The 20,408-nt window shown below is 67.8% G+C and carries 20 protein-coding genes; 6 read left to right on the top strand and 14 right to left on the bottom strand.

Annotation, left to right across the window (positions count from 1 at the left end; translation table 11 throughout):
- The first annotated feature begins 16 nt into the window (after positions 1-16).
- Entirely contained in the window at positions 17-1,015 is a 999-nt protein-coding gene (locus OXK16_01985; GenBank protein ID MDE0374717.1) for an ATP-dependent DNA ligase, read from the top strand.
- A 190-nt stretch (positions 1,016-1,205) separates the two neighbouring features.
- Complete coding sequence (locus OXK16_01980) at positions 1,206-3,812, top strand: MMPL family transporter (protein MDE0374716.1); 2,607 nt, start codon at positions 1,206-1,208, stop codon at positions 3,810-3,812.
- Here OXK16_01980 and OXK16_01975 read toward each other — a convergent pair whose 3' ends face one another.
- Together OXK16_01975 and OXK16_01970 are read right to left on the bottom strand one after the other, a co-directional pair.
- Positions 3,813-4,841, bottom strand: coding sequence for an iron-sulfur cluster-binding domain-containing protein (locus tag OXK16_01975; GenBank protein MDE0374715.1), 1,029 nt, complete (start codon positions 4,839-4,841; stop codon positions 3,813-3,815).
- Positions 4,838-5,893, bottom strand: a complete 1,056-nt coding sequence (locus OXK16_01970; protein ID MDE0374714.1) for an ATP-dependent DNA ligase — start codon at positions 5,891-5,893, stop codon at positions 4,838-4,840. The genes OXK16_01975 and OXK16_01970 overlap by 4 nt, the downstream gene beginning before the upstream one ends.
- 211 nt (positions 5,894-6,104) lie before the next feature.
- Here OXK16_01970 and OXK16_01965 point away from each other — a divergent pair, with 211 nt between their 5' ends.
- Together OXK16_01965 and OXK16_01960 are read left to right on the top strand one after the other, a co-directional pair.
- Positions 6,105-6,752, top strand: coding sequence for a hypothetical protein (locus OXK16_01965; protein MDE0374713.1), 648 nt, complete (start codon positions 6,105-6,107; stop codon positions 6,750-6,752).
- Between the two features lie 26 nt (positions 6,753-6,778).
- Complete coding sequence (locus OXK16_01960; protein MDE0374712.1) at positions 6,779-7,369, top strand: MarR family transcriptional regulator; 591 nt, start codon at positions 6,779-6,781, stop codon at positions 7,367-7,369.
- Between the two features lie 9 nt (positions 7,370-7,378).
- On the opposite strand, the gene cdd is transcribed toward OXK16_01960, so the two are convergent.
- From cdd to recG, 12 genes are all read right to left on the bottom strand, one after another.
- Positions 7,379-7,774 carry a cytidine deaminase gene (cdd, locus tag OXK16_01955; protein ID MDE0374711.1) on the bottom strand — a complete coding sequence of 132 codons (396 nt, stop codon included), beginning with the start codon at positions 7,772-7,774 and terminating at the stop codon, positions 7,379-7,381.
- Positions 7,771-8,814, bottom strand: a complete 1,044-nt coding sequence (ftsY, locus tag OXK16_01950) for a signal recognition particle-docking protein FtsY (GenBank protein ID MDE0374710.1) — start codon at positions 8,812-8,814, stop codon at positions 7,771-7,773. Before ftsY ends, cdd begins: the two co-directional genes overlap by 4 nt.
- 292 nt (positions 8,815-9,106) lie before the next feature.
- Positions 9,107-12,559 (bottom strand): chromosome segregation protein SMC, encoded by a 3,453-nt coding sequence (gene smc / locus OXK16_01945; GenBank protein MDE0374709.1) that lies wholly within the window; start codon positions 12,557-12,559, stop codon positions 9,107-9,109.
- A 104-nt stretch (positions 12,560-12,663) separates the two neighbouring features.
- Positions 12,664-13,494 carry a bifunctional DNA-formamidopyrimidine glycosylase/DNA-(apurinic or apyrimidinic site) lyase gene (gene mutM / locus OXK16_01940; protein MDE0374708.1) on the bottom strand — a complete coding sequence of 277 codons (831 nt, stop codon included), beginning with the start codon at positions 13,492-13,494 and terminating at the stop codon, positions 12,664-12,666.
- Entirely contained in the window at positions 13,487-14,173 is a 687-nt protein-coding gene (gene rnc, locus OXK16_01935) for a ribonuclease III (GenBank protein ID MDE0374707.1), read from the bottom strand. Before rnc ends, mutM begins: the two co-directional genes overlap by 8 nt.
- Positions 14,170-15,150 (bottom strand): phosphate acyltransferase PlsX, encoded by a 981-nt coding sequence (gene plsX / locus OXK16_01930; GenBank protein ID MDE0374706.1) that lies wholly within the window; start codon positions 15,148-15,150, stop codon positions 14,170-14,172. The genes rnc and plsX overlap by 4 nt, the downstream gene beginning before the upstream one ends.
- Before the next feature lie 46 nt (positions 15,151-15,196).
- Positions 15,197-15,388: a 50S ribosomal protein L32 gene (gene rpmF / locus OXK16_01925; GenBank protein MDE0374705.1), complete on the bottom strand. Its 192-nt coding sequence runs from the start codon at positions 15,386-15,388 to the stop codon at positions 15,197-15,199.
- 46 nt (positions 15,389-15,434) lie between these two features.
- Positions 15,435-15,950, bottom strand: a complete 516-nt coding sequence (locus tag OXK16_01920) for a DUF177 domain-containing protein (GenBank protein ID MDE0374704.1) — start codon at positions 15,948-15,950, stop codon at positions 15,435-15,437.
- A gap of 27 nt (positions 15,951-15,977) precedes the next feature.
- Positions 15,978-16,514 (bottom strand): hypothetical protein, encoded by a 537-nt coding sequence (locus OXK16_01915; GenBank protein MDE0374703.1) that lies wholly within the window; start codon positions 16,512-16,514, stop codon positions 15,978-15,980.
- Entirely contained in the window at positions 16,502-16,978 is a 477-nt protein-coding gene (gene coaD, locus OXK16_01910; protein ID MDE0374702.1) for a pantetheine-phosphate adenylyltransferase, read from the bottom strand. Before coaD ends, OXK16_01915 begins: the two co-directional genes overlap by 13 nt.
- 40 nt (positions 16,979-17,018) lie before the next feature.
- On the bottom strand, positions 17,019-17,591 hold the full coding sequence (rsmD, locus tag OXK16_01905; protein ID MDE0374701.1) for a 16S rRNA (guanine(966)-N(2))-methyltransferase RsmD: 573 nt from the start codon (positions 17,589-17,591) through the stop codon (positions 17,019-17,021).
- Between the two features lie 13 nt (positions 17,592-17,604).
- Positions 17,605-19,818 carry an ATP-dependent DNA helicase RecG gene (recG, locus tag OXK16_01900; protein ID MDE0374700.1) on the bottom strand — a complete coding sequence of 738 codons (2,214 nt, stop codon included), beginning with the start codon at positions 19,816-19,818 and terminating at the stop codon, positions 17,605-17,607.
- A gap of 78 nt (positions 19,819-19,896) precedes the next feature.
- Here recG and OXK16_01895 point away from each other — a divergent pair, with 78 nt between their 5' ends.
- Together OXK16_01895 and OXK16_01890 are read left to right on the top strand one after the other, a co-directional pair.
- Positions 19,897-20,109 (top strand): cold shock domain-containing protein, encoded by a 213-nt coding sequence (locus tag OXK16_01895; GenBank protein ID MDE0374699.1) that lies wholly within the window; start codon positions 19,897-19,899, stop codon positions 20,107-20,109.
- Between the two features lie 61 nt (positions 20,110-20,170).
- Entirely contained in the window at positions 20,171-20,404 is a 234-nt protein-coding gene (locus tag OXK16_01890) for an Lrp/AsnC ligand binding domain-containing protein (GenBank protein MDE0374698.1), read from the top strand.
- Positions 20,405-20,408 lie beyond the last annotated feature (4 nt).

Below are 20,408 nucleotides of genomic sequence, written 5' to 3'. Positions count from 1 at the left end.
CCGGTAGCGTGACCTCATGGCAGGCCCCACCCTGGTTGAAATCGCCGGCGAGGAAGTCCGGATAACGTCACCGGACCGGCTGGTATTTCCCCGGCAGGGATGGACGAAACTCGACGTGGCCCTCTACTTCCGTACCGTGGCCGAGGGCTGCCTGCGCGGCGTGTTCGGCCGCCCCACCATGATGAAGCGGTACATGAAGGATGTCGACACGGCGCCGATCTACCACAAACGGGCGTCCAAGAACACGCCCTTCGAGACCGCACCCATACGCTTCCCGTCCCAGCGTCCCGGCCGGATGAACGTGGCTCGCTCCCGGGCCGACATCCTCAGGTTCGTCCAACTGGGCTGTCTGGACCTGCATCCGTGGCCGGTCCGAGCCGAGGACCTGGATCATCCGGACGAGCTCCGGCTCGACCTCGACCCCACGGAGGGGTTCGCGTTCGCCGATGTCAAGCGGGCCGCGCTGGCGACCAGGGAACTCCTCGAGGAGGTGGGCCTGGTGGGCTGGCCCAAGACCACCGGAAGCCGGGGTGTCCACGTCTACGTGCGCATCGCGCCGGAGTGGGACTTCTACCAGGCCCGCCGGGCGGTGCTGGCGTTCGGCCGCGAGCTGGAACGCCGCCATCCTGACCTGATCACCACCCGATGGTGGAAGGAGGAGCGGCGGGGAGTGTTCATCGACTACAACCAGAACGCGCGCGACAAGACCGTGTCCTCCGCCTACGGGGTCCGTCCCACCGGATACGTGTCGGCCCCGGTCACATGGGACGAGCTACCCGATGTCGAGATCGAGGACTTCCCGATGGATCGCTTCCACCGCCGGTACGCGGCGGTCGGCGATCTGACCGAAGGGATCGACGACCACCCCGGCCGGATCGAACGCCTGCTCGAGTGGGTGGAGAGGGACGAGGCCGACGGCGCGGGCGACGCGCCCTGGCCGCCGAACTACCCCAAGATGCCGGGAGAACCACCCCGGGTGCAACCCTCCAAGATGGTGAAGGCCAACTGGAAATAGTTGCTAGTTGATGGTTCTTAGTTGCTAGTTAGATCGACGACTACTGATTAGCAACTACCGGCCATAGCTCACAGGCTGGTAGCCCTGGGGCCCGACCGATTCTCGATAGTGCCGTGGTGTAATTAGCCTGCCCGACGGAAGTAGCGGATTCCCCCTCCTCCACCACCGAACTGTCCAGAGAGGAATCTGTGTGAAGACGTTCGTCAGAGCCTTCGCGTTCTTGGTGTCAAGGGCCCCCTGGGCAGTGGTCATAACCACGCTGGTCCTCTTCGGCGTCTTCGGCGCCCTGTCCACCCAGGTCGAGATAGGCCAGGGCAACGAGGGCCTCTCTCCGGACAACCCGGAACTGCTGGCCCAGGACCGGATCAGCGACCTGTTCGGCAGCGACGACACCCAGGAGAGCGTCATCCAGGTGATCGTTCGCAACGAGGGAGGCGACGTCTTCACCAGGGACGCCTACGACGTGGTGACCGCCATCAACTCCGTCCTGGCGAGCGATGCCCTGTCCGACAACCTCTCATCCGTTCCCGGACGGGGCGCGTCCTTCAGCTATCTCGACCCGGCGATCGACATGGCCGGAGAGAACGGCACCCTCGTAGACACCGATCAGGACGTCAAGGACCTGTACATCCAGGCCACCACGGGTCCGGAGGCCAACCCACAGTTCGCCTCGCTGGTCAGCCAGAACGGGGACCCATCCACAGCCACGGCCCAGGCGGGTCTGGTACTGATATTCACCGAGGTGCCGGTAGGGCTCGAGGAGGAGGCATTCGACGAGGCTGTCGAGAACGACTCTGTGGTGGCGGACGCCCTGCGGACCATACCCACCCCCGAAGGGTTGGAGGTCATACCCTTCAGCTTCACCCTGCTCTTCGAGGACAGCGGTGACGCCGGGAGCGAGATCGGGCGCCTCTTCGGGATGGCCGCCCTCATCATCCTCGTCATTCTCTTCTTCGTGTACTGGCTCAAGCCGCCGGGGCGGGGCGCCCTCGTCCAGTCCGGGCGCCGGACCCTGGCCGACACCCTGCTGACTCTCTTCACCATCTTTGCCGCCATCACCTTCATGCAGGGGATCGGGGTGCTGCTGGAACGGGCCGGGGTGATCGCCTCGTTCAACACCATCACCCAGATCATCCCCATCCTGCTCATCGGGCTGGGCGTCGACTACGGGATCCACATCACCTCCCGCTATCGCGAGGAGATCGGCCGGGGACAGGACGTGGACGGCGCCGCCCGCACCGCCATCGGCACGGTGGGAATAGCCCTGGTCCTGGCCACCGTCACCACCGCCATCGGCTTCCTCACCAACATCTTCAACCCCGTGCCGGCGCTGAAGGACTTCGGGATCCTGGCAGCGGTAGGGATAGTCGCCTCGTTCGTCCTGACCCTCACCTTCTTCCCGGCGGCCCGCAAGATCCTGGATCGCCGGACCGAGCGGCGGGGCAGGTTCTCATGGGCGTTCCTGCGGCTGCTGATCGTGGCTCGGAAGGTGGACCGCCACGTGGAATCCAAGGGCTCCCTGCCCGTGGCGGGCATGAGAGCCTCTTCGGAACGCCTCCTGCCCTCCCTGATAGCCCGTACCTCGTGGCTGGCGGAGAAGATCCCCGTAGTGATGGTCATGGCAGCCATGGTGCTGGGAGGCCTGGGAGTGTGGGGACTCGCCCAGCTGGAAACCCGCTTCTCGGTCACCGACTTCCTTCCCAGCGACGCTCCCGGGATCCGGGCGCTGGAGATCCTGCAGGAGGAGTTCGGAGGAGGCCTGGGGGAGTCCACCCAGATCCTGATCGAAGGCGAGGACCTCGCCACGCCGGCGGTCCACAACGCCCTGGTCTCGGCCGGTTCGCGACTGAACGAGGTCGAGAACGTGCTGGTGTTCGAGACTCCGAGGGGGCCGATCGCTTCCGCCAACTCACCGATCTCGATACTCAACTCCCTGAACCGCGGCGGCCCGCAGGGTCCGCCCTCCGAACCGGTCACCGCCGCGGCCCGGGCCGCAGGCGCAAGCCAGGATCTCCGGGTTCCCGCCGGCGCCGACGTCACCCCTCTCTGGGACGCCATGTTCGAGGTGGCCCCCCAGCGAGCGGCGGACGTCCTTCACCAAAGCGGGTCGGGCTACGACGCACTGCGTTTCGACATCGGCACCCAGGCGGGAGAGACCGGAGCACTGCAGCTGCGACAGGACCTCCTGGACAACTTCTCGGAAGTCTCCGACCTGGGGGTCAGCGTGATAGCCACCTCCACCGGGATCATCACCAACCTGATCGTCAAAGAGTTGGCGGAATCGCAGACCACTTCGCTGCTCATCACCCTGGTGGTCGCCACCGTGGTGCTGATGGTCAGCTTCTGGTTCGAGAACCGCCGACCCTTCCTGGGTGTGCTCACCATGGTCCCCGTGGCGCTGGTGGTGTTCTGGACCTACGGATTGATGTACGCGACGGGCATTCCTTTCGGACCGGTTACCGCCACCCTGTCGGCACTGTCGATAGGAATCGGGGTCCCCTACACCATCCACATCGCCCGCCGTTTCGGCGAGGACCGGGTCCGCATGGAGAGTCTGGACGAGGCCCTCCGCTCGACGTCCCGCCATACGGGCGGCGCGTTGGCGGGGTCGGCCTTCACCACCATGGCCGGGTTCGGGATCCTGATCACCTCAAGGCTCGTTCCCTTCCAGCAGATGGGACAGGTCACGGTGTACGCCGTAGGACTCTCCCTGGTGGCAGCCATCCTGGTGCTTCCGTCCCTGCTCGCACTCTGGGAAAGGTGGCACCGCCGGAGGGAAGCGACCAGAGCCACTTGATCAGGGCAGCGAGCGCAGCACCACCTCGGCGCTGAGGGGCCGGGCCACGCAGGTGAGCACCACCCCGGCGGCCTGCTCCGCCTCGGTCAGGGCGAACGGGACGCCGGGATCCACCTCTCCGTCCACCAGGAGGGCGCGACAGGTGCCGCACACCCCGGAGCGGCAGGCGTAGTGGAGCGGCGAGGACGGCCCGCCCAGTGCGTCCAGCAGCACGTCTCCGGCGGCAGCCCTTCCTTCGCGGTCGTGATCCTGAAGGCGCACCAGCGCGCCCTCGTACGGTACGGGCGCTCCCTCCCGGTGCGGCGGTTGGTAGCGCTCCACCAGCAACCGGTCGTCTGGTGCCCCGAGCGACCGGAGCCGGGCTTCGACGGTGCGGTTCATTCCCTGCGGGCCGCATATCAAGTACCACACGTCCGCGGTGGTCGGTGGGCGGGATGTCAGGAACCGATCCACCGCCCGGTGGTCGATGCGGGCTCCCCGGCTGCTGAACAGACAGGAGAGGCGGAACCGGTCCGGGTGATCTGCGGCCATGGTCGCCAACTCCCCCGCGGAGATGGCATCACGCGGCGCCCGGTTGCCGTAGAGGAGATGCACCACCGAGCCCCCCTCGAGTGCCAGGACTCCCCGGATGACGCCAACGATCGGCGCGATGCCGCTTCCGGCCGCGAAGCAGTAGAGGGTGCGGCGCCCCGCAGTGCTGATCCGCACGTCGAAGCCCCCGGCTGCGGCAGGCTCCACCCCCACCACATCTCCTTCCCGGGCACTTTCGACCAGGTGCCTCGACACCAGGCCGCCGGGGTGACGCTTCACGGTTATGGCCGGTGGCTGGGCCAACTCCGGTGTGGAACTGAGCGAGAATGCCCGGCGGTGCTCCTCCCCCTCCAACATGACGCGGACTATCACGTACCAACCGGCCGACCCCCCGACAACGTGGCCGGGATCATCGAAGGTCACGGTGACCGCGTCGGCGGTCACCGGGCGGATCCGGGCGATGCGAAGGGGATGGGCGGTCCGGTCCTCCGGACTCACCCTACGATCTCCGAGAAACCCATCCCCTCGGGCCGGACCAACTGGTCCATGGTGCAGTCGAGGGGCCTCTTGTCGGTCCGCCACCGCTCCAGCCGGGTGGCATGGCGGAACCTGCCCCCCTCCAGCTGGTCATAGCTGATCTGGACCACCAGGGTGGGCCGGATCGGGATCCACGCCATCGAGCGCTGCCCCGTCCACCGGTTCACGGATCCCGGAGCCCGGGCGCCCTCGCCGCCGAAGCTCGCCTCCGTACGCAACTGCTCCAGCACCGGCAGCAGGTCGATCCGTTCCTGGTCGGACAACCCGGATGTATGCCCGATGAAATGCAGGTCGCCCTCCGCGTTGTAGAGACCCAGGAGCAACGAACCGACCCGGTCGCCCTCCTTGTGGATGCGGTAACCGCCGACCACGCAGTCGGCGTCGCGGCGATGCTTCCACTTGATCCACTCCCGCTTACCGGGCCGATACGTCCCGCCGGCTCGCTTGGCGATGATCCCGTCACATCCGGCCGGCTCGAACTCGTGGAACCAGCGGGAGGCCTCCTCGAAGTCTCCGGTGGCGGGGGTCAGGTGCCAGGGGGCCCCCAAGGGGCCTACCAGCTCCTCCAAGCGATCACGGCGGGTCCGGTAGGGAGTATCCAGCAGGCTCTCGCCGGCGTCGGCCAGCAGATCGAAGGCCGCCAGGCGGGCCGGAAGCTCCTCCGCCAGCCGGCTGATACGCGACTCCGCAGGGTGGATGCGCATCTGGAGGAGGTCGAACTGGGTCATGTCGTCCACCACCATGAGGATCTCGCCGTCGACCACCGTACCCGGCGCCAGGCGCTCGAGGGCGGGCCGGAGTTCCGGGAAGTAACGCAACAGGGTCTTGCCGTTGCGGGAGTCCAGGCGCGGCGGGTCGCCGCCATAGGCGATCATGCGGAACCCGTCCCACTTGGGTTCGTAGACCCAACCCTCTCCCCGGGGCGGCGTCTCCCTTACCCGAGCCATCATGGGTTTGATAGGAGGGCGGATCCCGTAAGCGGAAGGGGTTCGGGAACCGTTGCGAGGCGTCATCCTGCGATCCTTCCCTGCGATCCTGAAGTTCACGCATAGTGGACACTGCCCCGGTTTCCTCGGGACGCCCGCGATGATAGGGGTACGGACCTTCGGCCTGGCGTCCACCCCCGAGCGAGACTTACATCAGTGCCGTGCTACTCGTTGCAATATAATTCAGGCTCTAGTAATCTTGAGGTGCATCACCACGAACCGGTGGGGGAGACTGAAGGTGGGCCGACGGCCGCACAAGGTGGGAATACTCGGAGCAGCAGCTGTCGCTCTGATAACCGCAGTAGTAGCGGCAACGCTGCTACAGGAGGATGACGACGCCGGTGTCGTGTACATGGCGGCCAGCGGCGTCGTCTACCAGTCATTGGAGGAGTTGGCCACCATCGCGGACCTCATAGTCGTCGGGACCGTGACCGGAGTGGCGGCCCGAGCCGATGACTACCGCACCAACGACCCGGACCTGCTCGCCGCCTACGAGCGGGCCGGCGTGCGCCCACGCCCGATCGTGTTCTACGAGATCGCCGTCGGGGAAACCCTCAAAGGGCAAGCCGGCGAATCGGTCTACGTAGGGCGCATCGACCCGGAGCGGGCAATCGTCCTCGATGTGACGCCGCTCCGCCCGCGCCAGGAGGTTCTGCTCTTCCTCCGCGGCCGTGAGACGCCCCCCGGTCTCCACTTCACGGGCGCCGGCCTCCCGGTCGGCCAGACCTCTTACATGCTGCTGGGTATGGACAACGGGGTCTTCGATGTCTCGAGAACCGGATCGGTCACCCCGCGGATGCCCGCCAGATTCACCATGGGCACCGTGCCGAGCGACCTCTACGGCGTGAGGACACGACTGCAAGCCGGCGGGAACACCCCGGCCTGAGGAACGGCTAACAGAGAGGACCGACCGTGATCGCATTCGACCGGAACCGGAGGGCGAGTACTGGCGCGCGAGTATCGGAACACGAGACTCGAGACCAGACCGAGGACATCATCGACCGGAAGATCCGCAGATGGGAACGAACGCTTCGGGACAACTCCCTGTGGGGAATAGAGCCGGCAGCCCGCATCGAGCAACTCGCTGCCGACCTGGCGGGCGACATGGATCGGATAGCGATCACCGAAGGCCTCGCCAACCAGGGGGACTACCAGGTACTGGCACTCCTGCGGAACGCTCAGCACCGGGAAGAGTCCGTGACCCCGACCGACGCGGCGCAGCAGCTGGGGATGACCACCGCCACCATGGTCAGCCGGGTCGATCGCCTCGAACAGAACGGTTACGCGCGGCGCGTCCGCCACCCGGCCGACCGTCGAGCCGTCAACCTGGTCATCACCCCCGACGGCATAGCCAGCGCCGAACGCATGGTGCGGAGGCGCACCGAAGACCGCAGGAGGCGCCTGGCAGTGCTCACGTCGGACGAGCGGAATGACTTGACAGTGCTGCTGCGCAAGCTGGCCGAGTGTTGGTCGGTTACGGACGAGCCTCCCCAACCGGCTTGAGGAAATGATTCAGGCTTCGAGAGAGAACCCATAGGGATGGAGATCGGACAGGTGGTGGCGCCGGACCTCGCTGCCCTCCCCGGCCGCCACCACAACCCACTCCACACCGAACTCGTTCATCAGTTGCCGGCAGTTCCCGCACGGATAGGCGTTGTCGACGCCGTCGGCGTCGACACAGGCCACGGCCACACCTTCGATCCTCCGCACGCCCCGGGCCACCGCGCCGCTGATGGCGGTCGCTTCCGCGCAGATGGACGAACCGTAGGCGGCATTCTCCACGTTGGAACCGGTATGGCGCCGGCCTTCGGAATCCACCACCACCGCGCCCACCCGGAACCGCGAGTAGGGCGAATAGGACCGTAGAGCCGCCCGGCGGGCCTCCGCAGCCAGATCGTCGGTGTTCACGCCGCGCCGCCTCCCACCAGGGCGTCCACAAAGGACGGGCCGTCGAACGGGAGGAGGTCACCACTCCCCTCACCCACACCCACGAACTTCACCGGCAGCGAGAGTTCATCCTCGATCGCCAGCACCACTCCCCCCTTGGCCGTACCGTCCAGCTTGGTCAGGACAACGCCGGTGACACCGACCCGGGCGAACCGGCGCGCCTGAGCGAGCCCGCTCTGGCCGGTGGTGGCGTCCATGACCAGCAGCACCTCCGACACCCGATCACCGTCCCGGCCGAGCACGCGGACGATCTTGGCCAGTTCCTCCATCAGGTTGTGGCTGGTGTGGAGGCGACCGGCCGTATCGACGATCAGCACGTCGGCGCCCCGGGCACGGGCCGCCCCGAGAGCGTCGTAGGCCACCGACGCCGGGTCGGCGCCCCGGGCGCCCGAGACCATCGGGACGCCCAGGCGCTCGGCCCAGACCTTGAGCTGCGAATCGGCCGCAGGACGGAATGTGTCGGCGCCCCCGACGAGAGGGCTCTTGCCGGCCGCGGCGAGGCGGTGCGCCAACTTGGCCACGGTTGTGGTCTTACCCGCCCCGTTGACGCCCACCAGGACGATGATCGAAGGATCTCCTTCCAGGTGGAGATCGCGGTCGTACCCGGCGAGGCTGCGGTTCAACTCGGCGCGGACCACGGCTCTTATCTCATCGGCCCCGGACAGACCGGCTTGGCGAGCTGCTTCGACGATCCGCCGAGCCGCCTTGACTCCCATGTCGGCGGCAATCAGATCCTCCTCCATCTGCTCCCACGGTGCGGCCGATCCCGGAGGGCGGGTCCAGACGGACTCGAGGTGACCCCGGACCCTGGAAAGGGCAGCACCCATGGCGGTTTCCTGCGGGTGCGGCGCCGGCGGCCGTGCTCTCCGGCGGCGTTTCCGCGCCCGGGCGACAACGACACCCAGCACCACGAGGAGAACAAGCCAGACGGCTAAGGAGGCCATCGACTCCGGCAGCTCGATCCCCAGGAAGGCAACCGGCCATGGGACTACGGGAGCCATCGGATCGGACCTCTCGATCGCGGATCACCGGTTGGCGACCTCACTAGTGGTCTGTCTGGGTAATGGCGGTGTGGTATGGCCAGGCAGCGGTGTTCCTCGCAAGGCCCGCTGACGAAGGCGTACCCGCAGCGGTACGTTGAGGAAGCGGAACGCAGCGACGGGACGCCGATGGCCGCCAGAGCACCCGGTTGTTTCGCAGACAGACCACTGCTGATGATTCTATCCGGCCGGGTAGGCGACTGCCCATCGGCGACCGGTTGCCGGTGATCGGAATCCCCGGGACCGCTCGTCTCTAGGCGGCCGTTACGGTGCCGGCCGGGATCCGTTTCATGTCTCGTACCAGCGCCCTCGAGGATCCGCCCGGCGCCATGGTCACCCCGTACAGCGTGTCGGCCACCCGTACGGTGGCCTGCTGGTGGGTGATCAGCACCAGCTGGGAGCAGGCCGAGAAATCCTCGACCAACCTCAGGAAACGTCCCAGGTTGGCTTCGTCCAGGGCCGCATCCACCTCGTCGAGGATGTGGAAGGGACCGGGCCGGGCCTTGAAGACCGCGAACAGGAAGGCCAGCGCCGCCAGCGACCGCTCCCCTCCGGACAGCAGCGCGAGCTTGCCGACCTTCTTCCCGAACGGCTGGGCTCGTATCTCCACGCCCGCCTCCAGCGGGTCGGTCGACCCGCTCAGGATCAACTCCCCGCTGCCACCGGGGAAGAGAACGGAGAAGCAGCTGCGGTAGTGGCGCGCCGTGTCGTCGAAGGTCTTCCTGAAGAGCTCGTGCATCTCGGCGTCCAGCGCGTCGATCGCCTTCCTGATCTCCGACCTTGCGTGCTCGATGTCGGCCATCTGGTCGGTCAGGCGCCGGTATCGCTGGTCCAGTTCCCGGTACTCCTCGGCGGCCAGCCGGTTTACGGGACCCATGCGGGCCAGTGCCCTGGTGAGCTCCTCCACCCGCGGCTCGGCGCCGGGTCGCTGTTCCGGTGGCACGGTGGCGGCCAGAGCCGCTTCCTTCGTGGAGTCCGCGTCCCTCCGCAACCGTTCCGCCACCGACTCCTCGCGCACTCCGACCTCGGCCACCGCGACCTCGAGCCTGCCCATTCGACTCCGGGCGGACTCCTGCTCCCGGTCGACGGCCGCCTTCCGGGTGCGAAGCGCGTTCACCTCGCCGGCGGAAGCCGTGGCCATCGCCCTCGACCGCTCACGGCGCTCGACGAGCTCTCCCAGCCTGTGGTGGGCTACCTCGGCCACCCGCAGCGTCCAGTGCTCGATGTTGCGGGCATGCTCCAGACCTGCCTGCTCGGTCGTGGTGTCGATTCCATCCGCCAGCTGCAGGGTGACCGAGTCGACCCGGTCAGCCAGCAAGCGGCGCCTCTCGGCCGCCGCTCCGAGCGCGCGGACCGATTCCTCGCGCGCCGCTCGCGCCTCCGCCAAGCGGCTCTCGGCGGAGGACCGCTGCTCGGCCAGTATCTCGGTCGAGTCACGGCCGGCCGCCTCACCGCTCTCCGCCTCGGCCACCAGATCCCGCAGTTCTTCGAGGCGGCGCTCGTTCCGCTCCGCCGATCGGCGGGCTGCTGCCGTACGCGCTTCCAGGCCGGCAATCTCCTCGGCCGATGCGGTCTGTGCCCGGCGATTGTGCTCGAGAGCGCCGGTCAGGTCCTCATGCCGGGAGCGCAGCGCGGCGACCTCCGCCCGGGCGGACTCGTCATCACGGCGAGCCGCCTCCATCCGGACCCTGGCCTGCGCCTCGGCCTCTCGGGCGGCCTCCATCTCCCGACCCGCCTTCCCGGCAGCCCGCCGCGCCGCAGCGATCATGTCCGGCGAACCCGAGTCCGGATCGGTCGGGTAGATGCCGAACCGGGTAATCAGGTCACCTTCGGCGGTGACCGCCCGGACTTCCGGCACGTTGCGGACGATCTTCCACCCCTGGCTCCAGCTGTCCACCAGCAGGACGTCCCCGAGCAGGCCGGCGCCCACGCCCGATCGGGCTACCGGCCCGAGTTCGTCACGGAGCCTTGTCGCGCCCCACCGGTCTGCCACTGATCGGGCCACCGACGCGTCCGGACCGGATTCCGGCACCACCAGGGGAACGGACCCCTTCCCCCCGGTCTTGATCCCGTCAACCACCGTCCCGACCGCCTCGGGGCCGTCCACCACCAGAGCCTCGGCCCACGCGCCCAGGGCCGCCGCTACCGGGCGCACCAGCCGCTCGGGCACGTCGAGGAGCTCGATCAACTCACCGAGCACTCCATCCGACATCTTGATCCGGTCCCGGGTGCGGGATGACGCCCCGCCGGCGGCCTCCAGCGCATCCAGCCGGGCTCGCGCCGCCGCCTGAAGGGTCTCGACCGACCTCAGACGCTCCTCGCATCGGGCCCATTCCGACTCTGTCCTCTGACGATCCTCGCTGCGCTCCCGACCCAGCCGTCCGGAAGAGTCCAGGCGCTCCTCTGCCGACGCCACCTCCCGGGCGAGCTGGTCGGCCAGCCGGGACTGCTGCGCGAGGCGGGTGCGAGCCTCGTCAGCAGCCCGCAGGTACTCCGTGATACGGTCGGCGTCCTTGCGGGCCGCAACCTCGCTCTTCCTGAGTTCCGCCCTCACGATCGCGGGCCGGTTACCGGCCCGGAGATCTGCATCGGCGGGGATGTCCCGTAGCCGCTCCTCGGCCACATGCAGCTCGGCCCTGCAGCGTTCCGCATCCTGACGAGCCTGCTCCTCCCGGTTGGTTGCCGCGTCCAGCCGGGCGGACAGCTCGACGGCCTGGTCGGTGAAGCGCCGGTAGGCGGCCTCCATCCGGCTGATCTGCTCGGCCCGCCCGCGGGCCCGCTCGTGCGACACCCGGGCGACGCCGGCCAGCCGGGCGGCCACGGTCCGCAGATCGGCAATCTGCTCCCCGGACCGGTCCAACTCGGCCGCCAACTTCTCCGATCGGTGCTCGGTGGCTTCGATCAGTTCCCGGATCCGGCCCTGTTCGGACTCGCTGCGGGCGACCCGGCGCTCGATGTCGGTTCGCTCCCGGTCCAGTTCCTGTCTCTTGCGGGCCAGGGCGCGCAATTCCTCCCCACCGAGCCATAGGCGGAGCGAGCCCAACTCGGAGCGCATCTCCTCGTACCGTTCGGCGTCGCGGGCCTGTCTCCGCAACGGTCGTTTCCGGCGCTCCATCTCACCGGCGATGTCCCGTAGACGTACCGCATCCGCATCCGACTGTTCGAGCCGGCGGATGGCCTTCGCCTTCCGGATGCGGTGCTTGCGGATCCCGGCCGCATCCTCGATGATCTCCCTCCGCTGTGCCGGGCTGCCTCCCAGGACGGTGTCAAGTCTGCCCTGGCCCACGATCAGGTGCTGGCGCCTACCCAACCCGCTATCCGAGAGCAGTTCCTGGATGTCGAGCAGGCGGCAGGGGGCTCCGTTTATCTCGTACTCCGACGTGCCTCCCTTGAACAGCCGGCGGGTGACGGCGACCTCGTCGAGGTTCAGGGGCACGGACCGGTCGGAGTTGTCCATCACCAGCGTGACTTCGGCACGCGAGTGGGCAGGTCGGTCCGCCGTGCCCGCGAACACCACGTCGTCCATCTGGTCGGCGCGCAGCGCCCTGGTGAACTGGGTGCCCAGCACCCAAGACACCGCGTCCACGATGTTCGACTTGCCGGTCCCGTTGGGTCCGACCACCACCGAAACGCCGGTCCCGAACTCCATGAGGGTCCGGTCGGCGAACGACTTGAAACCGAGCAGCCTTATCGATTTGAGACGCAAGTCACATCCATGTGATTCCGGCCCGGCGAGTCTAGCCGTGTTCTCCGGGAATCTGTGGTTCCAGCTACATCACCAGAGCCGCGGGTTCTCCGCGTGGCGGGTTGTCAGGCCTGGCAGGCCGGGCATCGGTGCGAGGACCGGCCGTTGATCCTTGCTTTCACTATCGGGGCGCCACAGCGCCGGCATGGCTTGCCTTCCCGCCCGTACACCGACAGATACTCGAGGTGCCGCCCGGCCCTTCCGTCCGGAAGCAGGTAGGCGAGGTCGTCGAGGGATGTCCCCCCGTGCTCGAGACCATCCGCCAGCACCCGCCCGATGGCAGTGCGTATGGCGCCCACCTCGGCCAGGCTGAGCGAGCCGGCCGGACGATCGCCGGCGATGGCGGCCGCGAACAACACCTCGTCGGCGTAGATGTTGCCCAGTCCGGCCAGGTAGCGCTGGTCCAGGAGCAAGGTCTTGGTGGCCACGCGACGGCCCGCCGCCCCCGATGCCAACTCGCGGGCCGAGGGGAGCGCGGTCAGGGCGTCGGGCCCGAGACGGGCGATGCTCGACGCGGCCAACTCGTCCGCGGTGAGCGCGGCGGTGAAGCCGAAGGTACGCGGGTCGACCATCCTGACCTCCTGGCCGGCATCCGTCCGCACCACCACCCGCGTGTGAGGGTGCCGGGGTGCCTCGCGAGCGGTGACCGACATCCGGCCCGACATGCCCAGGTGAAAGACCCAGGTGAGGCCCTCCCCCACCTCGATGAGCAGGAACTTGCCCTTGCGGCGCAGCTCACCCACCACCTGGCCCGACAACCTGGGCACGAAGTCCACCGGATCCGGTTGGCGCCGCAGCATCCGGGGATGGAGAGCCTCCACCGCCACGACAGTGCGCCTGGCCAGGACCGGCACGAGCCCGCGACGGGTGGTCTCGACCTCGGGAAGTTCAGGCACCCTCGTGGCGCAGTTTGCTCAGGGCCTGGCGAGCGGCCGACTGCTCGGCCTCTCGCTTGGACCGGCCGGATCCCGACCCCAACTGGTCGTCCCCGACCGAGACCCGGGCGGTGAACAGCCTCTCGTGGTCGGGTCCGGCGCCTATGACGGTGTACCGCACCTCGTGCGCGGCACTACCCAGCTCCACGTTGAGACGGCTCTTGTAATCACTCCTACCCGGTGATTCCGCTTCGGTCGTGATGCGCTCCTCCCAGATACGCATGACCAGATCACGGGCCACGTCCAGTCCGCCATCGAGATACACGGCGCCGATGACAGCCTCCATCGCATCGGCCAGGATGGAGGGCTTGCTCCGGCCACCGGTTGCCTCCTCGCCCTTGTCGAGAGCGAGGAACCGGCCCAGTCCCAAGCCGTCGGCCATCCGGTGAAGCACGTCCCGGTTGACCACCGATGCCCGGAGCTTGGCCATCTGCCCCTCTGACAGGCATGCGTATTCGTGGAAGATGAAGTCGGTCACCACCAGCTGCAGGATGGTGTCGCCCAGGAACTCCAGTCGCTCGTTGGAAGGCCCCTCGCCGGTCTCGGCCACCCATGACCGGTGACGCAGGGCCTGGTCCAGATGGCCTGGATCGCGGAAGCGGTACCCGAGGGCCGACTCGAGGCCTCCGCTTCCGGTCACGAGCGGGCCAGCCCCCGCTCCATCCGTTCGGACAGACCGCCCTTGACACCTTCGGCCGCCAGCCCGACGGCGTTGAAGACGGCGTTTCGTGACGATGACCCATGGCCGATCACCACGCCGGACCTGGTCCCGAGGAGATAGGCCCCGCCGGCGCACAACTCGGGATCGATCAGCATCCGGACCTCTTCGACGACCCTCAACATCTCTCCGGGAATGCCGCCCGGGCGACGCCCGAAGGCATCGCTGACCAGCGCGAGGACCAGCCCGGCCGTCCCTTCCATCGTCTTCAGCACCACGTTGCCGGTGAAGCCGTCGGTGACCACCACGTCGGCGACGTCGCCCGGAATGTCCCCTCCCTCGATGTTGCCCACGAAGTTCACCGGGGCCTCCTCCAACAGGCCGAAGGCGGATCGCTCCACCTCACGACCCTTGGAAGGCTCCTCCCCGATATTGAGCAAGCCCACCCGAGGCCGGTCGATCCCGTAGACGATCTCGGCCACCAGCGCGCCCATCACCGCGAACCGGACCAGATGAGCGGGCTTCACCTCCAGGTTCGCCCCCGCGTCGAGTACCAGGGTCGGGATCCCGGTCGCGCGAGGGATCGGTGTGGCGATGGCAGGACGCTGGATGCCTTCGAGACGCCCGATGACGATGGAAGCCGCGGTCATGGCCGCCCCGGTCGATCCGGCCGACACCAGGGCGTCGGCGTCCCCGGAAGCCACCAATCGGGCAGCCACCATGATCGAGGAGCGCGGCTTGTCCCGCACCGCCCTGGCCGGATCCTCCCCCATCCCCACCACATCCGGCGCGTGGACCACATCGAGGTCGGCACCGGTCGCCGTCAACTCGGGCTCGATGACCTCCCTGTCCCCCACCAGCACCAGTTCGTTTCCCGCGCCGGCGGCCATGATCGCTCCGGCCACGATCTCGGCAGGGCCGCGATCCGTTCCCATGACGTCAAGAGCTATCCGTGCCAAGAGGGTCTTCCGCCGCCCAGGACTATCGGCGCCAGCCGTGCCGGATTCAGCTGTAGGTTTCCACCACCGTTCGATCGCGATAGGTCCCGCAACCCCCCGGACCGGTGCAGGCGCGGTGCGGCAGTTTCGGGTTCCCGCACCGTCCGCAGGTGACGGTGCGAACCGGGCGCATCCTCATAGCCTCCGCCTTCCGGCGGCGGGTCCGCGAGCGCGACATTCTCTTCTTTGGTACTGCCATCACACACCTCTCGGATCACTTGCGGGAGCATCCGCCCCTCTACCGATCACGCCGTCTCGAGCGGGACCTCCAGCAGGGCTTCCAGCGTGGCGAACGGAGAATCCCGAGACTCGGAGTGCCCCTGGCAGGAACCCTCGTTCAGATCGACGCCGCATACCGGACAAAGGCCCCGGCAGGACTCAGAGCATAGCGGTACCAGCGGCACCGACAGGCACAGCTCATCGTGGAGGACGCCGGAAAGGTCGATGTCTCCCTCCTGGCCGATCGCCGGCATGTCGTCGCGGGCTTCCTCACCGTAGGCCTGCCGTACCGGAGCCTCGGCATCGAAGCCGACCGGGTCCAGGCACCGGTTGCAACGGAGCACCATCTCCGCCCTGGCAGCGCCGCGCACCCATACCCCGCCCGCCATCGCCTCGAGACGCAGGTCCGCCGTGACCGGACCGCAATCCTCGACCTGGTCCAGCACCGGCTCCACCTGCCCGGTAAGGGTGACCTGCCGGGTGGATCCGGGGCGGTTGACCAGACCGGAGACGTTGACCACGAAGGTGTTCACAGGCTTCATCGGAAAGCTGTCCCGGTGAAGGGACTCCTACCCGATCGAGCGGGTCTGGTGGAGTTCGGACCGCATGGAGCGCACCTGGTCGAGCACTCTCATCAGCACGTCCTCGAGCCGGGACAGACGATCCTCCGCGTAGTCCTCCGCCTCCAGCCGGATCCGATGGGACGTGTCCTCGGCGCGGCGGACCAGGATGTTGGCCTCCTCGGTGGCCTCAGCGATGATGTTGGTGTTCGACACCATTTCCTTGGCCCGCTGGCGAGATCGCTCGATGACCTCCCGGGCCTTCTCGTTGGTACGGGCGATGAAGGTATCCCGCTCCCGCACCATCCATCGGGCCTGCCGCATCTCATCCGGCAGCCGATCCGCCAGGAGCCCGAGAACGGTGAGCATCTGCTCCCGATCTATCAGAACCTTGCCCGATCCGGGAATGGCCTTGGCTTCGGACATCGCCATCACCATCTCCGAGATCAGGTCGTTCAACTCTCCCACCGTGGCGGGGGGCGAAGTGGGGGCGGCCACCTCTTGCGTGCCCACCTCGGGCTCATGATCACCGATCATTCTGACCACCGTTCTTTCATCAGCTCTGCTACGCGTCCGGGAACCAGGCCGGATACCGAACCGCCCAGGCTCCCAACTTCTTTCACCAACGAGGAGGAGAGGTAGGCGTGTTCCGGGCTGGTGGGGATGAACACCGTATCGATGCCCGACAGCCCGTGGTTCATCTGGGCCATCTGGAGCTCGTAGTCGAAGTCCGAAACGGCCCGGAGTCCTTTGACGATCACGTTCACCCCTCGGGCCTTGGCAAGGTCGACCAGCAAGCCGTCAAACGCGACCACCTCAACTCTGGGCTCCGCGGCAAGCAGGTCGCGGAGCATCTCCACCCGTTCCTCGGACGAGAACATGGGTCTCTTGGACAGGTTGCGGATGACCGCCACCAACACCGTATCGAACAGGGACAGGCTTCGCCGGATCACGTCCATGTGGCCGTTGGTGGGCGGATCGAAGCTACCGGGGCAGACCGCCTTTGCCACCCTCATCACCTCGCCGTTTCTCGCGGTTTCGGGGGTAAATCTAACCGGAAACCGGCCGGACCTGTTGATAGCGCCAAATCCGGGCGGTTCCGTAGGTACGCGTCCGGGCCAGCCGGAGTCCCACCGTTTGGGGCGGGCGCTCGCCCAGCCGCCGATGGAGTACCAATGATCCCCGGTCACGAAGCAGCCGCGCCGCTGCGGCGAGTTGCTCCTCCACGCGTGTGATCGGAAGCTCGTAGGGAGGATCCACGAACACCAGCGTGAACCGGGCGGGCGGACCGTTCGGATGGCGGGCGGCCGCCGAGGTGAGATAGTCGCCAACCCTTCCGGCCACCACCTCGCCCCCGAGTCCCAGCGCTCCGATGTTGGTCCGCAGGGCCCGCAGGGCAGCTCGATCCCGCTCCACGAACACCGCTGTGGCCGCGCCCCGGCTGAGTGCCTCCAGCCCCAGGGAACCGGTCCCGGCGTACAGGTCGAGCACATCGGCACCGGGGATGGCGGAGGCGATGGACGAGAAGACAGCCTCGCGGGCGCGTCCGGTCATCGGACGGGTACCCGAGCCGGAAGGCGCCTTGAGGATCCTTCCTTTCGCGACACCGGCGATGATCCTCATGGCCGGAGCGAGCTCACGACTTGAACAGCCATTCCACCTCGTCCCCCAGGAGCACCCTCACCTCCTCCCGGACATCGGGATACCCTTCCAGCCCCGGATCCGCCTTCACCAGGTCGAACGCCTCCTTTCGCGCCGCCGACAACTCCGCGACGTCGGCCAGGATGTCGGCGATCCGCAGGTCCGAGAAGCCCGACTGCCGGGCCCCGAACACGGTACCGTGGCCGCGGATCCTGAGGTCCTCCTCGGCAAGCCGGTAGCCGTCCGACATGCGCTCCATCGCACTGATGCGCGCCGCTCCCTCCTTCGTGGTGGGATCGGCCAGCAACACGCACTGGGCCGGTTGGGCGCCTCGCCCCACCCGACCCCGCAGCTGGTGGAGCTGGCTCAGACCGAACCGGTCCGCGTCCCTGATCACCATGATGGTCGCGTTGGGCACGTCCACGCCGACCTCGATCACGGTCGTCGAGACGAGCACGTCCAGGTCCCCGGACCGGAACCCGTCCATCACGCTCCGCTTCTCCTCGGACCGCATCTGGCCGTGGAGCAGGCCCAGGCGGAGGTCCGGGAACACCCGGCCCAGCCGCCGGTGCTCGGCGATCGCCGACGCGGCCTCCACCCGGTCGGAATCCTCCACGAGCGGGCAGACCACGAAGGCCTGGCGCCCCTTCTCCACCTCGTCCCGGATGGCCTGGTGCGCCCTCTCCAGTTCCTCGCCCGTCGCGGAAACGGCCCACGTCTTGATCCGCTTGCGACCCGCCGGCATCTCGTCCAGCGCCGAGACGTCGAGAGCGCCGTACAGGGTCATCGACAGCGTCCGGGGAATGGGGGTGGCGGTCATGATCAGCAGATCGGGATCAGCCCCCTGCGCCTTCTCCTTGAGCTTCACCCGTTGGTGAACCCCGAACCTGTGCTGCTCGTCCACCACGGCCGCACCCAGCCTCGCGAAACGCACCCCCTCCTGGATCAAGGCGTGGGTGCCGATCACGACGTCGACCTCCCCGGCCGCTATGCCCGCGAGCAGACCGGCGCGGCCTGGCCGCTCCCGTACGTTGGCATCGGCGCGACTTCCGGTCAGAAGCGCCACCCGGATCCGGGGACGGTCCGGATCGTCGTGGGCGGGGTCGAAGAGGGACCGCGGACCGGAGAAGCGCGGGGCCATGCGCGCCTCGGAGAGGAGCCGGGTGACACCCTCGTAGTGCTGCTCGGCCAGCACCTCGGTGGGCGCCATGATGGCCGCCTGGTACCCGCTCTGGACACCCACCAGCAACGCCGCGACCGCCACGACGGTCTTGCCCGAACCGACTTCGCCGTGGAGCAGCCGGTGCATCGGCACCGGCGCCGCCATGTCCGCACCGATCTCGTCGATCACCCGCCGCTGGGCGCCCGTGGGCCGGAACGGCAGGCCATCGATGAAACGCTCCACCAGATCGGGCTCCGGGTGAAGCCGGTGCGCTATGCCGACCGAGTCGCTCTCCTTGCGCTTCCTCGTCATCGCCAGCGCCACCTCATGCCGGAAGAACTCGTCGAACACCAGCCGGCGCCGGGCAGCGCCCACCTCTGCCAGCGACTCCGGGAAGTGGATGGAATTGATCGCCTCCTCCCGGGGAAGGAGATCATGACGCTCGATGACGTCAGCCGGTAGCGGATCGAGAATCGGCCGGGAACGTAGCAGAGCATTGTGAACGGCCAGCCGGAGGACTCCTGTACCGATCGAGCCGACGGTCCGGTAGACCGGTACCACCCGCCCCACCGCCAGGTTGTCGGGCCCGGAGTCCAGCACGTCCACCGCCGGCGAGTTGATCTGCAACCGGCCGCGGTAGCGGTCGATCCTTCCCGACAGCGCTACCTCGATCCCGCGGTCCAGGCGCCGGGCCTGGTATTCCTGGTTGAACCACACCGCCTTGATCGACCCGTGACCGTCGGTGACGGTGGCCTCCACGATGGCCATCCGCGGGCGGGGCCGCCGCACCACGACCCGTTCCACCCTCCCGATGACAGTGGCTTCCTGGCCGACCGCCAACTCGTCGATGGCCAGCCGGCGGGATCGGTCGATGTGGCGGCGCGGCGCATGCAGGAGCAGGTCGGTGACCGATCGTATGCCCGAGTTCTTCAGCGCGGCGGCCCGCTTGCCCCTGATCCACTTGACGCGGCCCACGTCGACGGCGTGCAGGTAGGCGAGGCTCCTGGCGGGTACTCCTGGGGAGAGCTGGTCGGGCGTGGGCACCATGCCGGCCAAGAATACGGCAAGGAGGGCTCATTCCACACGTTCCGGACCCTCCGGTGCCGCCGGGTAGAATGCCGCCCCATGCAAGGCGTGGTCAAGATCTACGACCCGAACACCGGCTCCGGAGTGGTGGTACTGGACCACGACCGGAGCGAGGTCTATCTCAGGGCCGGATCGCTGGCGGGCAGCGTCTTCCGTTTGCTCCGCCAGGGCCAGCGGATCATCTTCGACCTCGAGGAATCGGACGGTCTCCGATTCGTACACTCCGTGCGCATGGGCTCGGACGGCCGCTAGTCCCCTATCCGGACGGGCGCCGACTCGCTAGAGTTCCTTCCCCCAGACCGAGAGGAGCGCAGTGGTCGAGGCATACGTCCTCATCCAGACCGAAGTCGGCAAGGCCAAGCAGGTCGTGGAAGAGGTCCGCATGATCGAGGGAGTTTCCCAGGCCGACGACGTGACCGGACCTTACGACATCGTGGTCAGGGCCGGAGCGGAAGATGTGGATGGGCTGGGGAGGCTGGTGGTTGCCCGGATCCAGTCGATCGCCGGCATCACCCGGACCCTGACCTGCCCGGTCATAAACCTATAGTTGC

It is taken from the genome of bacterium (assembly GCA_028821235.1).
In the GTDB taxonomy this organism is placed as follows: domain Bacteria; phylum Actinomycetota; class Acidimicrobiia; order Spongiisociales; family Spongiisociaceae; genus Spongiisocius.
The sequence above is the reverse complement of the archived record's forward strand: the minus strand, read 5'-3'. Positions and strand labels throughout refer to the sequence as shown.

Bases quoted from the DNA above. Each gene is read 5' to 3' on its own strand.
- OXK16_01985 (MDE0374717.1), top strand. From the start codon at position 17: ATGGCAGGCCCCACCCTGGTTGAAATCGCCGGCGAGGAAGTCCGGATA.
- OXK16_01970 (MDE0374714.1), bottom strand. From the start codon at position 5,893: ATGACGCCTCGCAACGGTTCCCGAACCCCTTCCGCTTACGGGATCCGC.
- ftsY (MDE0374710.1), bottom strand. From the start codon at position 8,814: ATGGCTCCCGTAGTCCCATGGCCGGTTGCCTTCCTGGGGATCGAGCTG.
- rpmF (MDE0374705.1), bottom strand. From the start codon at position 15,388: ATGGCAGTACCAAAGAAGAGAATGTCGCGCTCGCGGACCCGCCGCCGG.
- OXK16_01920 (MDE0374704.1), bottom strand. From the start codon at position 15,950: ATGAAGCCTGTGAACACCTTCGTGGTCAACGTCTCCGGTCTGGTCAAC.
- rsmD (MDE0374701.1), bottom strand. From the start codon at position 17,591: ATGAGGATCATCGCCGGTGTCGCGAAAGGAAGGATCCTCAAGGCGCCT.
- recG (MDE0374700.1), bottom strand. From the start codon at position 19,818: ATGGTGCCCACGCCCGACCAGCTCTCCCCAGGAGTACCCGCCAGGAGC.
- OXK16_01895 (MDE0374699.1), top strand. From the start codon at position 19,897: ATGCAAGGCGTGGTCAAGATCTACGACCCGAACACCGGCTCCGGAGTG.